Source organism: Bacillus sp. FSL W8-1202, assembly GCF_038006165.1.
GTDB lineage: Bacteria > Bacillota > Bacilli > Bacillales > Bacillaceae > Bacillus > Bacillus subtilis.
In genome coordinates, this window is the sequence record NZ_JBBOUR010000002.1 from 268,151 (window position 1) to 282,894 (window position 14,744).

The window sequence follows — 14,744 nt, forward strand, 5'->3', positions numbered from 1 at the left end:
GTAAAAGAAAAAAAGCAAAGCCTTCTATAGAGAGACATACAAAAAATGAAACTGAAACTCTCTCTATTTTGTATCTTGATCTAAAAAATAGAGTGCAACGTACATCGTGACGATGTCCTCGGTACGGTCAAAACGTAAACCCGTCAGCTGTTCAGCCTTAGCCAGACGATAACGCAATGTATTGATATGAATATGCATATTTTCTGCGGTTTGTTTCAAAGACAAATCGTGATGAAAGAAAGTCCGTAACGTATTCATAAGTTCCTGATGCTCTAGCGCCTCTCCTAATACTCTTTGCGGAAATTCATTTCGGGTTCCCGGGCTGATCTCCGTCAGACACATATCAAGCTTCAGATCCTCTTCAAATATGGGCGTTTTTCGCTTAAGGCTGACAGCCAGCGCTTTTTCCGCTTGCTCGTATGAATCTGTCAGGCTGGAGCTTGCGACAGCCCTTCCGGCGCCAGCTGCTGTATATTGGCTGCTTGCGGTATTGGCAAACGAACAAATGTGAAGGATCTTCCGTAAAAGCTGATCCCTTTGTTCATGCTGCGGCACTTCATGATTAATCAAGATCCGTTCATTTCCCCACCTGATGAACAAATCCGCAGGGTACGAGGATTTCCAGCTGCGTGCCATTTGTTCAATATCATGAGGTGACCACTCATACCCCTGAATAAGAATCATTTGGCGCCGGGAGGCAAGGTCAACACCAAGAAGCTGAGCTTTCTCAAGAAAACTGGGAGACCACTCCTTTAGTTGCAGCCAATCGATCATAAAGGACTCCAGCATTCTCTCACGCCACTGGGATTGCTCTAAATGCCGTGATTCCTTAATGAACAGCTCTGTCATTTTTCGAAGCAGTTCTCCGAATGGCTGAATCTCTGCAGGCTCACCTGTCAGCCCGAAGACGGCGATCACATCATGGTCAAAAAATACAGGGAGGTTTATGCCTGCTTTCACTCCTTTTAACCTTGTTTCATCTTCTTTTGTAATAATCACGCTGCGTCTTTCTTTTGCGCAGATAAGCGCTCCCTCATGAAATTGTCCGACACGCTCATCGTTTGTGCCTGCCATAATAAGACCGTCCGTGTTTACAATAATGACTTCACGTTCGTACATTTTTTTAACTTCAGCAATAATTTTTTTCGCTAATAACGGCTGTAAAAACATGGCGTTCCCCCTCATCATGTTTTTATTATATAAGAAAAAAACCGGGCGCTGTCACCCGGTTTCATGTCTTATTCGGCGGGTTTTAATCCGCCTTCAAGCGTTTTCAGCATTTCGTTTTTCTCACTTTCGGATGCGTGCTGCCAAATGACTTCGAATAAAACGCCGAGCCCTGGAAGCATTTTTTCTTCACCGCTTTGAATAGCATCTACGATTGTATGCTCAAGCTGCTCCTGATTATTGCCGGTGACATTGGCAATGACGGCATGACGTAAATTAAGATCCATGTAAAATGCTCCTTTTTCTAAAATGTAATACGTATATTCTAACCCTGCACCTGGTTTATTATGTGCTGTTCTTGCGATATAATAACATCATGTTAAAAAAAGGAGCGCCACATAGACAGTGAAACAAATAGAATCAGCAAAAAACCAAAAAGTGAAGGATTGGAAAAAGCTTCACACAAAAAAAGAACGAACAAAAACAAATACATTTCTGATAGAGGGAGAACACCTCGTTGAAGAGGCGTTGAAAAGCCCGGGCATTGTGAAAGAAATCCTTGTAAAGGATGAAACGAAGATTCCTTCAGATCTTGAGACTGGTATCCAGTGCTATATGCTGAGTGAAGATGCGTTTTCAGCTGTGACTGAAACCGAAACGCCGCAGCAGATTGCCGCTGTGTGCCATATGCCTGAAGAAAAGCTGGCAACGGCACGCAAGGTGCTGCTGATTGACGCTGTTCAAGATCCGGGAAACCTTGGCACAATGATTCGAACGGCTGATGCGGCGGGTTTGGATGCGGTTGTACTCGGTGACGGCACGGCGGACGCCTTTAACGGAAAAACACTGCGATCTGCGCAAGGATCTCACTTCCATATTCCTGTTGTGAGAAGAAACCTGCATTCATATGTGGACGAATTGAAGGCAGAGGGCGTAAAAGTATACGGCACGGCGCTGCAAAACGGAGCGCCTTACCAGGAGATCCCTCAGTCTGAATCCTTTGCGCTCATTGTAGGAAATGAAGGTGCAGGGGTAGATGCTGCATTGCTGGAAAAAACGGATTTGAACCTGTACGTGCCGCTTTACGGACAGGCTGAATCACTAAACGTTGCGGTTGCGGCTGCCATCCTCGTGTATCACTTGCGAGGATAGTGTTGCGCCAAGCGTTGGATTTCTCTATAATAGAACATAATATTTCAAAAACCGTGACAGAGGACCTCAATTTCTGATCAACTGCTTTCCAGGGAGAAAATGCCGCTGACTGAGAGCATTTTTAACGCAGCCGGAAATTGGCTTCACCTCTTGAGTTGTCGCCGGGACCGCGTACACTGCGCGTAAAGGTGAACCGGAATCTGATTCCGTTATGTCAATGAAGCTGACGACAGCATCAGTCTGTCTGAAATAAGGGTGGTACCGCGGCCACAACTCGTCCCTTGTACAAGGGACGGGTTTTTTTTATTTTCCAAAGACATATGACGGTTTGTTTACATAAAAGGAGGATGCAAAATGGAAGAAAAGCTAAAACAGCTGGAACAAGAAGCTTTAGAACAAGTAGAAGCGGCAAGCTCATTGAAGGTTGTCAATGATATTCGGGTGCAATATCTCGGAAAAAAAGGGCCGATTACAGAAGTGCTGCGCGGAATGGGCAAGCTTTCTGCTGAGGAACGCCCAAAAATGGGGGCGCTCGCGAACGAAGTAAGGGAGCGTATTGCCAATGCGATTGCTGACAAAAACGAGAAGCTTGAAGAAGAGGAAATGAAGCAGAAGCTTGCAGGACAGACAATTGACGTCACGCTGCCGGGGAACCCTGTTGCAGTCGGCGGCCGCCATCCGCTTACTGTTGTCATTGAAGAAATTGAAGATTTATTTATCGGTATGGGCTACACAGTCGAGGAAGGGCCAGAGGTTGAAACGGATTACTACAACTTCGAATCGCTCAATCTTCCGAAAGAACACCCTGCGCGCGATATGCAGGACAGCTTTTACATCACAGAGGAGACTTTGATGAGAACGCAAACTTCTCCTGTCCAAACACGGACGATGGAAAAGCATGAAGGCAAAGGTCCCGTTAAAATCATTTGCCCGGGTAAAGTATATCGCCGTGATAACGATGATGCGACGCACTCTCACCAATTTATGCAAATTGAAGGGCTTGTCGTTGACAAAAACATCAGCATGAGTGATTTAAAAGGAACGCTTGAACTCGTTGCGAAAAAAATGTTCGGGCAAGACCGTGAAATCAGACTCCGCCCAAGCTTCTTCCCGTTTACTGAGCCTTCAGTAGAAGTGGATGTGACATGCTTTAAATGTGGTGGAAACGGCTGCTCAGTATGTAAAGGAACAGGCTGGATTGAAATCCTCGGTGCCGGAATGGTTCACCCGAACGTGCTTAAAATGGCTGGCTTTGATCCGAAGGAATATCAGGGCTTCGCATTCGGAATGGGTGTTGAGCGCATCGCGATGCTGAAATACGGCATTGATGATATCCGCCACTTCTATACAAACGATGTCAGATTTATTTCGCAGTTTAAACAGGCGTAAGAGGAGGATGCAAGGATGTTTGTTTCTTATAAATGGTTAGAGGATTATGTTGATTTAAAAGGCATGGACCCGGCTGTTCTTGCTGAAAAAATTACAAGAGCCGGTATTGAGGTTGAAGGAATTGAATACAAAGGAGAAGGCATCAAAGGCGTTGTCATCGGCCATGTGCTGGAGCGCGAGCAGCACCCGAATGCTGATAAGCTGAATAAGTGCCTTGTGGATATCGGAGCTGAAGCCCCTGTACAAATCATTTGCGGCGCGCCAAATGTGGATAAGGGACAAAAAGTCGCAGTTGCAACAGTCGGAGCAGTGCTGCCGGGCAATTTCAAAATCAAAAAAGCCAAGCTTCGCGGTGAAGAATCAAATGGCATGATCTGTTCCTTACAGGAGCTTGGTATCGAAAGCAAACTTGTGGCGAAGGAGTATGCAGAAGGCATTTTCGTATTCCCGAATGACGCTGAAACAGGAAGCGATGCCTTAGCGGCTTTACAGCTTGACGATGCGATTCTTGAGCTGGGTTTAACGCCAAACCGCGCCGATGCCATGAACATGCTTGGTGTTGCTTACGAGGTTGCGGCGATTTTAGACACTGAGGTAAAGCTTCCGCAAACGGATTACCCGGCTGCTTCAGAACAAGCGTCTGATTACATTTCAGTCAAAATTGAAGATCAAGAAGCGAACCCGCTGTACACTGCAAAAATCATTAAAAATGTCACGATTGCTCCGTCACCGCTTTGGATGCAGACAAAGCTGATGAATGCAGGCATTCGTCCGCACAACAACGTCGTTGACATCACAAATTTTGTCCTGTTGGAATACGGACAGCCGCTTCATGCGTTTGATTATGACAGATTTGGCTCTAAGGAAGTCGTAGTAAGAAAAGCAGCTGAGAATGAAATGATCGTCACTCTTGATGATCAAGAACGTAAGCTGTCCGCCGATCACCTTGTCATTACAAACGGAATGAAAGCGCAGGCCGTTGCGGGTGTCATGGGAGGAGCAGAGTCAGAGGTTCAGGAAGATACGAAAACGATTTTGCTTGAGGCTGCGTATTTCAACGGGCAGACGGTTCGCAAGGCTTCCAAAGACCTTGGTTTGAGAAGTGAATCAAGCGTAAGATTTGAAAAAGGAATTGATCCGGCGCGCGTACGTCTTGCAGCAGAACGGGCTGCGCAGCTGATCCATCTGTATGCCGGCGGTGAGGTGCTTGCTGGAACAGTTGAGGAAGATCACCTGACAATCGAAGCAAATAACATTCACGTATCTGCTGACAAAGTGAGCAGCGTTCTAGGCCTGACGATCAGTAAAGAAGAACTGATCAGCATTTATAAACGTCTCGGTTTTACGGTCGGTGAAGCGGGTGAACTTCTCGTTGTGACTGTTCCATCACGCCGCGGCGACATTACAATAGAAGAGGATTTAATCGAAGAAGCGGCAAGACTGTACGGCTACGATAACATTCCGTCTACGCTTCCTGAGAAAGCGGGGACTACAGGCGGATTAACGCCATATCAGGCAAAACGCCGTAAAGTCAGACGCTTCCTTGAAGGCGCAGGCTTATCACAAGCCATCACTTACTCACTGACAAACGAGAAGAAAGCGGCAGCGTTTGCGATTGAAAAATCACTGAATACTGTGCTTGCGCTTCCAATGAGTGAAGAAAGAAGCATTCTCAGACACAGTCTTGTTCCGAATCTGCTTGATTCTGTTTCTTACAACCTTGCGAGGCAGACTGACTCAGTTGCACTGTACGAAGTTGGCTCCGTTTTCCTGACGAAGGAAGAGGACACAAAACCTGTTGAAACAGAGCGCGTAGCAGGAGCTATTACCGGATTATGGCGCAAGCAGCTATGGCAGGGTGAAAAGAAACCAGTTGATTTCTTTGTTGTCAAAGGAATTGTGGAAGGGCTGTTAGACAAACTCAACGTCCTAGACAGCATTGAATTTGTACAGTCTGAACGCAAACAGCTGCATCCGGGCAGAACAGCGAACATTTTATTGAATGGTTCTCTGATCGGCTTCATCGGCCAAGTCCACCCTTCATTGGAAAAAGAACTGGATATAAAGGAAACATACGTATTTGAGCTTGATCTTCATGCGTTGCTCGCAGCAGAAACAGCACCGCTTGTTTACACGGCGATTCCAAAATATCCGTCTGTGACACGTGATATCGCTCTTGTAACAGATAAAACCGTCACGAGCGGCCAGCTCGAGAGCGTCATCAAAGAGGCTGGCGGCAAGCTTCTGAAAGAGGTAACCGTCTTTGACGTATACGAAGGAGAACATATGGAGGAAGGCAAGAAGTCAGTCGCTTTCTCACTCCAGTATGTCAATCCTGAACAAACACTGACTGAAGAAGAAGTGACAAAGGCGCACAGCAAAGTGCTGAAAGCGTTGGAAGACACATATCAAGCTGTTTTAAGAGGCTGATAAAAAAGCTTGCAGAGAAATGCAGGCTCAGCGTGTCGGCAAACCCCCGCATTCGTTGTCAGGTCTGCGCGTTGGTGCTCACGAATTAGAACATTCGCTGTGCTCCAATGCTCGCCTTTCCTAGACTTCAAGGGTTTTCAATCACGCTGAAAAGATGAAAAAAGCTTGCAGAGAAATCTCTGCAAGCTTTTTTCTATGAGCGTTTTTTATCAGCAAGGCGCTGCGCTTTTTGCGTATTGGCGAAATGGAGTTTTGTAAAGGTTCTGAGTGCAGATGCCCCTTTTTTGAGGATTAGCTTGGCGGCCGCTTCATCGACGTGCGGACCGGCGCCTTTTGGAAGCGTCATTCCTGCCGCGCGTGATAGTTTATCCATTTCCATTAAAAACGAATATCTTGCAATGATTGAAGCAGCGGCGACAGCCAGGTGAATACCTTCAGCTTTTGTGCTAAAATAGGTCCGCTCCTTCACAATGTCTCTGCCCTTTAAATGATTGAAGTAGACGCCTGGCTCAGCGAATTGGTCAATCAAAATGGCTTCAGGCTTTACTCCATCCAATTTTCTTAATAAATGGGTGATCGCCTGATTGTGCAGCAAAGCTTTCATTTTCCCTTGGCTCATGCCTTTTTCCTGCATGCTGTTATACTTTTCATTCTTTAAAACCAGCAGGCTATATGGAATGGTTTTGATCAGGTTTCGGGCAATCTCGATGATTTGCGGATCTTTTAAATCTTTAGAATCCTTAACACCGAGTTCCTTCATTAAAGGAAGCATGGTTTTGTCGACGTACGCGCATACAACCGTCATTGGGCCAAAGTAATCTCCGGTTCCGACTTCGTCAGAACCGATAACAGACATTCCGGCGATATCTGCCGGAGGGGCATAGCGGGGATCAGCCGGCTTTTTGGCCGTTTTCTTCTTTTCCTGAGGCTCTGCTGTTCCCCAGCGCGCGGATTCTGCCGCAGCGTTTTTTCCTTGAAACAAGACCTTGCCTGATTTATATGCTGTAATGGTACAGCCGGGCGGTTTTGCCTGAAAAACGGCTCCCTGCGGAACAGAGGCTGTAAGTGAACCGCTGTACGTCATTTTCATTTGGTCAATAGCAGACAACGATACTTTTATCACTGAATGGGACACGTAATAATCTCCTTTTTTTACACTTTTCGCTGTATATACCAGTGTATCATAACAGCGGGAGGCTCGTCTTTCCATTCATTTAATAAACGTGTTATGATAAGAACTAGGATTCTCGCGGAATGGAGGAGAAACGTTGTCTGACGGCAAAAAAACAAAAACAACCGTTGACATTTACGGCCAGCACTTCACGATTGTCGGTGAAGAAAGCAGAGCCCATATGAGGTATGTCGCCGGAATTGTTGATGATAAAATGAGAGAAATCAATGAAAAAAATCCATACCTTGATATAAATAAACTTGCAGTGCTGACAGCGGTAAATGTGGTGCACGATTATGTCAAATTACAAGAGAAATGTGAAAAACTGGAGCGTCAGCTTAAAGAAAAGGATTGAACAACTATGCTAGATATCATCATCTTAATCTTGCTCCTGATGGGGACTTTACTGGGGTTAAAACGCGGTTTTATCCTGCAGTTTATCCGCTTGACGAGCTTTATTTTATCAATTGCCTTTGCGGCTTTATTCTATAAAAACGTGGCACCGCATTTACATTGGATTCCCGCACCCGATTTTTCAGCGGGACAGCCGGCTCTTTCTTTTTTTACGGGGAATTTGGAAGCAGCGTACTATAATGCGATTGCGTTTATCGTTTTATTTATCATTGCTAAAATCTTACTGAGAATCATCGGCTCGTTCCTGAGTATTGTAGCCGGCATTCCGGTGATTAAACAAATCAACCAGATGCTGGGAGCCGTTCTCGGTTTTCTAGAAGTCTATTTATTTACATTTGTGCTGCTGTATGTCGCATCCGTTCTGCCGGTAGATGCGTTGCAGCAAATGATGGGGCAATCGTCTCTCGCAAATGTGATCATTAACCATACACCGTACTTGTCAGGGCTTTTACAAGAGCTGTGGACACAGTACGGGGCATAAAAAAACTTCTCTTGTCCGGAGAAGTTTTTTTCAAGTATGATGGAAACATATGTGAACGTCTGGGGGTTATGATATGCATAAAAAAGATATTATCCGGCTGCTTGAAACCATTGCAGTCTATATGGAACTAAAAGGGGACAACCCGTTTAAAGTATCTGCCTTCCGAAAAGCGGCGGCAGCCTTGGAACAGGACGACCGAAGCTTATCAGAAATTGACGATATGATGTCGCTGTCCGGAATTGGAAAAGGAACGTACAGCGTCATTAAAGAGTATATAGATGAAGGAAAGTCAAGCACGCTCGAATCGCTGCAGAAAGAAGTGCCGGAAGGACTCGTGCCTTTATTGAAGCTGCCAGGGCTCGGCGGCAAAAAAATTGCAAAGCTGTATAAAGAGCTCGGCGTACACGATGCAGAATCTCTGAAGGAAGCCTGTGAGCAGCAAAAGGTTCAGGGTCTTGCGGGCTTCGGCAAAAAATCGGAAGAAAAAATATTACAGGCGCTCGGGGAAGCCGGAAAACAGCCTGAACGGTTCCCGATCGGCTACGCCCTCCGGATCGCGCGGGAAATTGAGGAGCATCTTTCTCAATTTACGCATATCATCAAATTTTCTCGTGCCGGAAGTCTCCGCAGAGCGCGGGAAACGGTGAAGGATCTGGATTATATCATTGCTACAGATCATCCGGCTGAAGTAAGAGAGCAGCTTCTTGAGCTGCCAAACATCAAAAGCGTGATCGCAAGCGGAGATACGAAGGTGTCCGTCATCCTTTCCTTTGAATATGAAACAAGCGTCGATTTCCGTCTTGTGACGGAAGAGCAGTTTCCGACAACCCTCCATCATTTTACGGGATCAAAGGATCACAATATTAAGATGCGCCAAATCGCCAAAGAACGTGGCGAGCGGATCAGTGAATACGGCGTTGAGACAGTTGAAACCGGAGAGATCAAAACATTTCCGAGTGAACGTGAATTTTATGCGCACTTCGGCCTGCCGCTGATTCCGCCGGAAATTCGTGAAAGCGGACAGGAAGTGGAAACCTACAGCGACAGCATTGAACTGATAGAGCTCGGGCAAATCAAAGGTGATCTCCACATGCACTCAACGTGGAGCGATGGCGCATTTTCGATCAGAGAGATGGCTGAAGCCTGCATCAAAAAAGGCTATCAATACATGGCGATCACCGATCACTCACAATATTTAAAGGTCGCCAACGGGCTTACTGCAGAAAGACTTAAGCAGCAGGCAAAAGAAATTGACGCGCTGAATGCAGAGTTCGAAAACTTCCGTATTTTGAAAGGCGTTGAGATGGATATCCTGCCTGACGGTACGCTCGATTATGATGACGATGTACTGGCGGAAATGGATATTGTTATTGCATCGATTCATTCCAGTTTTAATCAGCCGGAACACGTGATTATGAAACGGCTTGAGACGGCACTGACAAACAAGCATGTTGACATTATCGCACACCCGACCGGGCGCCTTATCGGCAGACGGGCCGGTTACGAAATCGATATTGATCAGCTGATTGAGCTTGCGAGGAAAACAAATACGGCGCTTGAACTCAACGCCAACCCTGCGCGCCTTGATCTGCGCACAGAGCATTTAATGAAAGCAAACGAACAAGGGGTTACATTGGTGATTAATACTGATGCCCATAATATTGAGATGTTAGACGATATGAAAACTGGCGTTACTGCCGCGCGCAAAGGATGGACGGAAACGAAAAACGTTCTGAATGCCCGGTCGCTTAAAGACGTAGAGGCATTTCTGAAGCGCAACGATTAAGTAAGGAGGCTCACACAATCGTGCAGCAAAAAGTATTATCAGCTCTTGAATTTCATAAAGTGAAAGAACAGGTTATTGGGCATGCCGCTTCATCGCTCGGAAAAGAAATGCTTCTCGAGCTTAAGCCTTCTGCTTCTATAGACGAAATCAAAAAACAGCTGGATGAAGTAGACGAAGCTTCTGACATTATCCGGCTGAGAGGCCAAGCGCCATTTGGCGGCCTTGTGGATATCAGAGGAGCGTTAAGACGGGCGGAAATCGGCAGCGTTCTCAGTCCTTCTGAATTCACTGAAATCTCAGGCCTGCTTTATGCAGTTAAACAAATGAAACATTTTATCACCCAAATGGCTGAAGACGGTGTCGACATTCCGCTGATCCATCAGCATGCTGAACAGCTTATCACGCTGTCCGATTTAGAGCGGGACATTAATTCCTGCATCGATGATCACGGAGAAGTGCTTGATCATGCATCGGAAACATTAAGAGGAATCCGCACACAGCTCAGAACACTCGAATCAAGAGTCAGAGACCGGTTAGAGTCGATGCTGCGTTCCTCTTCCGCATCGAAAATGCTGTCTGATACGATTGTTACGATTCGGAATGACCGCTTTGTGATCCCGGTCAAACAGGAGTACAGATCCAGCTATGGAGGAATTGTGCACGACACCTCATCCTCTGGTGCGACACTATTCATTGAACCGCAGGCGATTGTAGATATGAACAATTCCCTTCAGCAGGCGAAAGTGAAAGAAAAGCAAGAAATTGAACGGATTTTGCGTGTGCTGACAGAGAAAACGGCAGAGCATACAGAGGAGCTATTTCTAGATTTGCAAGTGCTGCAGACGCTTGACTTTATTTTTGCAAAAGCTAGATATGCAAAAGCGGTTAAAGCGACAAAACCGATTATGAACGACACCGGCTTTATCCGTTTGAAAAAAGCCCGCCATCCATTGCTTCCGCCTGATCAGGTTGTTGCCAATGACATCGAGCTTGGCCGCGATTTTTCAACCATTGTCATCACAGGGCCAAACACCGGGGGGAAAACAGTCACCCTTAAAACGTTAGGCCTGCTAACCTTAATGGCGCAATCAGGTCTTCATATCCCGGCAGATGAAGGGTCAGAAGCGGCAGTATTTGAGCACGTATTCGCTGATATCGGTGATGAACAGTCGATTGAGCAAAGTTTAAGTACGTTCTCATCCCATATGGTGAATATTGTCGGCATTTTAGAACAGGTCAATGAAAACAGTCTTGTGCTTTTCGATGAACTTGGTGCAGGGACAGATCCGCAGGAGGGGGCGGCCCTCGCCATGAGCATCTTGGATGACGTGCATCGCACCAATGCAAGAGTGTTAGCTACGACGCATTATCCGGAATTGAAGGCGTACGGCTATAACAGAGAAGGCGTCATGAATGCCAGTGTTGAATTTGACATCGAAACGCTGTCACCGACCTATAAACTTTTAATTGGTGTGCCGGGTCGAAGCAATGCTTTCGAAATTTCAAAACGCCTCGGGCTTCCGGACCATATCATCGGGCAGGCGAAGTCAGAAATGACGGCCGAGCATAACGAAGTCGATACGATGATTGCGTCGCTGGAACAAAGCAAAAAACGTGCGGAAGAAGAGCTTTCTGAGACAGAATCAATCAGAAAAGAAGCGGAAAAACTGCATAAAGAGCTGCAGCAGCAAATCATCGAGCTTAACAGCAAAAAAGACAAAATGCTTGAAGAGGCAGAACAGCAGGCTGCTGAAAAAGTAAAAGCGGCAATGAAAGAAGCCGAGGACATTATTCATGAATTGCGCTCCATAAAAGAAGAACACAAATCCTTCAAGGATCACGAGCTGATTAACGCGAAGAAACGGTTAGAAGACGCTATGCCGGCTTTTGAAAAGTCCAAGAAACCGGAAAAGCCGAAAGCGCAAAAACGCGACTTTAAGCCTGGCGACGAGGTGAAAGTCCTCACTTTCGGGCAAAAAGGAACATTGCTCGAAAAAACAGGCGGCAATGAATGGAATGTTCAAATCGGTATTTTAAAGATGAAAGTAAAAGAAAAAGATCTGGAGTTTATCAAATCAGCTCCGGAGCCAAAAAAAGAAAAAATCATTACAGCGGTCAAGGGAAAGGACTATCACGTATCGCTTGAACTTGATCTCCGCGGCGAACGCTATGAAAATGCCCTCAGCCGGGTTGAAAAATACTTGGATGATGCGGTGTTAGCCGGATATCCAAGAGTGTCAATCATCCACGGAAAAGGAACCGGCGCTTTAAGAAAAGGCGTACAGGATCTTCTGAAAAACCATCGCAGCGTCAAAAGTTCCCGTTTCGGTGAAGCAGGTGAGGGAGGATCAGGCGTTACGGTTGTTGAACTAAAATAAAAGGGAGTATGGCCATGAGTGATTTTTGGGAAAACGAGCTTGTGGAAATCGCGGCATATTACAGTGTCGCGGTTCTCTGCCTCGTCCTCTTTTTGACTGTGTTTGAGCTGGTGACGGCTTATAAAAACTGGGAAGAGATTCAAAAAGGAAATCTTGCGGTGGCAATGGCGACCGGCGGAAAAATTTTGGGAATCGCAAACGTATTTCAGCATTCCATCTCCCAGCATAATTCGCTGCTGCAAATGATCGGCTGGGGCGTTTACGGGTTTGTTATGCTTTTGATCAGCTACTTTATTTTTGAGTTTTTGACTCCGCGGTTTAAAATTGATCAGGAAATCGAAAATGATAACCGGGCTGTCGGCTTTATTTCATTTGTCATTTCTGTCGGGCTTTCATTTGTGGTGGCAGCCGGAATATAAGGGGACGGGGAATAGATGGAAAAGCTTGCAAAAGTACTGCTCGCCGCGGCGGGAATCTTTTTGTTAATTGGTCTTATATATCTGTTCATATGATGAGAAAAAGAAAGATTTACCTTTCTTTTTCTTTTTTTTGCCGTCCATCTGCTATAATGATAAGGTGGATCTCTAAAATCGAAAGGGGAGGTTTTATGCAGTCTCAAAAGCCGTGGCTTGCCGAGTATCCCAACGATATCCCGCATGAGCTTCCGTTGCCGAATAAAACCCTGCAATCCATCCTGACAGACTCCGCCGCACGATTCCCTGATAAAACCGCAATATCGTTTTATGGAAAAAAACTCACCTTTCATGACATTCTGACGGATGCTCTTAAACTTGCAGCTTTTTTGCAGTGCAATGGCCTGCAAAAAGGAGACAGAGTGGCTGTTATGCTGCCCAATTGCCCGCAAACAGTGATTTCTTATTATGGCGTCTTGTTTGCCGGCGGCATCGTGGTGCAGACGAATCCGCTTTATACCGAGCATGAGCTTGAATACCAGCTTAGAGATGCTCAGGTAAGTGTAATCATCACCTTAGATTTGCTTTTTCCGAAGGTAATAAAAATGAAAACGTTATCAATAGTCGACCAGATTTTGATAACCAGCGTAAAAGACTATTTGCCTTTTCCGAAGAATATTCTTTACCCGCTGACGCAAAAACAAAAAGTGCATATCGACTTTGACAAAACAGCTAACATTCACACGTTCGCTTCCAGTATGAAGCAGGAAAAAACTGAACTCCTGACAATCCCGAAGATCGATCCTGAGCATGATATCGCTGTCCTCCAGTATACCGGAGGAACAACCGGAGCTCCAAAAGGGGTCATGCTCACGCACCAAAATATTTTGGCAAATACTGAAATGTGCGCCGCTTGGATGTATGACGTGAAAGAAGGCGCTGAAAAAGTGCTGGGCATCGTCCCGTTTTTTCATGTCTACGGACTGACGGCAGTCATGAACTATTCGATTAAACTAGGCTTCGAAATGATTCTTCTTCCTAAGTTTGATCCGCTCGAAACACTTAAAATCATCGACAAACACAAACCGACGCTCTTTCCTGGCGTACCGACAATTTACATTGGCCTTTTGCATCACCCCGAATTGCAGCATTATGATCTGTCATCCATTAAAAGCTGTCTTAGCGGATCAGCCGCGCTCCCCGTGGAGGTAAAGCAGAAATTTGAAAAGGTGACTGGCGGAAAGCTTGTGGAAGGCTATGGTTTGTCTGAGGCATCCCCAGTGACGCACGCCAATTTTATCTGGGGAAAAAACAAGCCGGGCAGTATCGGCTGTCCTTGGCCGAGTACGGACGCCGCGATCTATTCTGAAGAGACGGGTGAGCTTGCCGCTCCGTATGAGCATGGAGAAATCATTGTAAAAGGTCCGCAAGTCATGAAAGGATACTGGAATAAACCAGAGGAAACCGCCGCTGTGCTGAGAGATGGCTGGCTGTTCACCGGGGACATGGGCTATATGGATGAAGAAGGCTTCTTCTATATTGCTGACAGGAAGAAGGATATCATCATTGCCGGCGGTTACAATATTTACCCGCGTGAGGTAGAAGAAGCGCTTTATGAACATGAAGCCATCCAGGAAATTGTTGTCGCAGGCGTTCCCGATTCCTACAGAGGAGAAACAGTAAAAGCATTTGTCGTATTAAAGAAAGGCGCAAAAGCCGATGCAGAAGAACTGGACGCTTTTGCGAGATCACGTCTAGCTCCCTATAAGGTGCCCAAAGCCTATGAGTTCAGAAAGGAGCTGCCGAAAACGGCGGTGGGAAAAATTTTAAGAAGGCGTTTACTTGAAGAAGAAACCGAAAATCATCATATCAAATAAAAAAAGAGAACGTCTATGAATAAACTTGACAAACCTGAAAATCCTTCTTATCATGAAATTATGAATGAATAGTCATTCATTTCTAT

General features: G+C 45.8%; 13 protein-coding genes. 9 read left to right on the top strand and 4 right to left on the bottom strand.

What is annotated here, in order from left to right:
• Window positions 1-63 precede the first annotated feature (63 nt).
• Both NSQ09_RS21390 and sspI read right to left on the bottom strand, forming a co-directional pair.
• Window positions 64-1,170: a CdaR family transcriptional regulator gene (locus NSQ09_RS21390; RefSeq protein WP_341032640.1), complete on the bottom strand. Its 1,107-nt coding sequence runs from the start codon at window positions 1,168-1,170 to the stop codon at window positions 64-66.
• A 68-nt stretch (window positions 1,171-1,238) separates the two neighbouring features.
• Window positions 1,239-1,454: a small acid-soluble spore protein SspI gene (sspI, locus tag NSQ09_RS21395; protein ID WP_003229525.1), complete on the bottom strand. Its 216-nt coding sequence runs from the start codon at window positions 1,452-1,454 to the stop codon at window positions 1,239-1,241.
• 118 nt (window positions 1,455-1,572) lie between these two features.
• Between sspI and NSQ09_RS21400 the strand changes: the two genes are divergently transcribed.
• A complete protein-coding gene (locus tag NSQ09_RS21400) occupies window positions 1,573-2,319 on the top strand; it encodes a TrmH family RNA methyltransferase (RefSeq protein ID WP_017696688.1) in 747 nt (248 codons plus the stop codon).
• A 66-nt stretch (window positions 2,320-2,385) separates the two neighbouring features.
• Here NSQ09_RS21400 and NSQ09_RS21405 read toward each other — a convergent pair whose 3' ends face one another.
• On the bottom strand, window positions 2,386-2,592 hold the full coding sequence (locus NSQ09_RS21405) for a hypothetical protein (protein WP_004398812.1): 207 nt from the start codon (window positions 2,590-2,592) through the stop codon (window positions 2,386-2,388).
• An 81-nt stretch (window positions 2,593-2,673) separates the two neighbouring features.
• Here NSQ09_RS21405 and pheS point away from each other — a divergent pair, with 81 nt between their 5' ends.
• Both pheS and pheT read left to right on the top strand, forming a co-directional pair.
• Window positions 2,674-3,708: a phenylalanine--tRNA ligase subunit alpha gene (pheS, locus tag NSQ09_RS21410; RefSeq protein ID WP_004398818.1), complete on the top strand. Its 1,035-nt coding sequence runs from the start codon at window positions 2,674-2,676 to the stop codon at window positions 3,706-3,708.
• A gap of 15 nt (window positions 3,709-3,723) precedes the next feature.
• Window positions 3,724-6,138 carry a phenylalanine--tRNA ligase subunit beta gene (gene pheT, locus NSQ09_RS21415; protein ID WP_341032641.1) on the top strand — a complete coding sequence of 805 codons (2,415 nt, stop codon included), beginning with the start codon at window positions 3,724-3,726 and terminating at the stop codon, window positions 6,136-6,138.
• Between the two features lie 193 nt (window positions 6,139-6,331).
• Here pheT and rnhC read toward each other — a convergent pair whose 3' ends face one another.
• Window positions 6,332-7,273 (bottom strand): ribonuclease HIII, encoded by a 942-nt coding sequence (rnhC, locus tag NSQ09_RS21420; protein WP_024571958.1) that lies wholly within the window; start codon window positions 7,271-7,273, stop codon window positions 6,332-6,334.
• 133 nt (window positions 7,274-7,406) lie between these two features.
• Here rnhC and zapA point away from each other — a divergent pair, with 133 nt between their 5' ends.
• The 6 genes from zapA to lcfA all read left to right on the top strand — a co-directional run bounded on the left by zapA (window position 7,407) and on the right by lcfA (window position 14,658).
• Entirely contained in the window at window positions 7,407-7,664 is a 258-nt protein-coding gene (gene zapA, locus NSQ09_RS21425; RefSeq protein WP_003229534.1) for a cell division protein ZapA, read from the top strand.
• Window positions 7,665-7,670: 6 nt separating this feature from the next.
• On the top strand, window positions 7,671-8,204 hold the full coding sequence (locus NSQ09_RS21430) for a CvpA family protein (RefSeq protein WP_003229537.1): 534 nt from the start codon (window positions 7,671-7,673) through the stop codon (window positions 8,202-8,204).
• Window positions 8,205-8,277: 73 nt separating this feature from the next.
• A complete protein-coding gene (gene polX / locus NSQ09_RS21435) occupies window positions 8,278-9,990 on the top strand; it encodes a DNA polymerase/3'-5' exonuclease PolX (RefSeq protein WP_128474160.1) in 1,713 nt (570 codons plus the stop codon).
• Window positions 9,991-10,010: 20 nt separating this feature from the next.
• Window positions 10,011-12,368 (top strand): endonuclease MutS2, encoded by a 2,358-nt coding sequence (locus tag NSQ09_RS21440; RefSeq protein WP_017696683.1) that lies wholly within the window; start codon window positions 10,011-10,013, stop codon window positions 12,366-12,368.
• A 14-nt stretch (window positions 12,369-12,382) separates the two neighbouring features.
• Entirely contained in the window at window positions 12,383-12,787 is a 405-nt protein-coding gene (locus NSQ09_RS21445) for a DUF350 domain-containing protein (RefSeq protein WP_003237674.1), read from the top strand.
• Window positions 12,788-12,975: 188 nt separating this feature from the next.
• Complete coding sequence (lcfA, locus tag NSQ09_RS21450; protein ID WP_341032642.1) at window positions 12,976-14,658, top strand: long-chain-fatty-acid--CoA ligase LcfA; 1,683 nt, start codon at window positions 12,976-12,978, stop codon at window positions 14,656-14,658.
• Window positions 14,659-14,744: the final 86 nt, after the last annotated feature.

Excerpts from the sequence above, each read along its gene's own strand:
- pheS (WP_004398818.1), top strand. The coding sequence starts at position 2,674 with ATGGAAGAAAAGCTAAAACAGCTGGAACAAGAAGCTTTAGAACAAGTA.
- sspI (WP_003229525.1), bottom strand. The coding sequence starts at position 1,454 with ATGGATCTTAATTTACGTCATGCCGTCATTGCCAATGTCACCGGCAAT.
- NSQ09_RS21430 (WP_003229537.1), top strand. The coding sequence starts at position 7,671 with ATGCTAGATATCATCATCTTAATCTTGCTCCTGATGGGGACTTTACTG.
- polX (WP_128474160.1), top strand. The coding sequence starts at position 8,278 with ATGCATAAAAAAGATATTATCCGGCTGCTTGAAACCATTGCAGTCTAT.
- lcfA (WP_341032642.1), top strand. The coding sequence starts at position 12,976 with ATGCAGTCTCAAAAGCCGTGGCTTGCCGAGTATCCCAACGATATCCCG.
- NSQ09_RS21445 (WP_003237674.1), top strand. The coding sequence starts at position 12,383 with ATGAGTGATTTTTGGGAAAACGAGCTTGTGGAAATCGCGGCATATTAC.
- NSQ09_RS21390 (WP_341032640.1), bottom strand. The coding sequence starts at position 1,170 with ATGTTTTTACAGCCGTTATTAGCGAAAAAAATTATTGCTGAAGTTAAA.
- pheT (WP_341032641.1), top strand. The coding sequence starts at position 3,724 with ATGTTTGTTTCTTATAAATGGTTAGAGGATTATGTTGATTTAAAAGGC.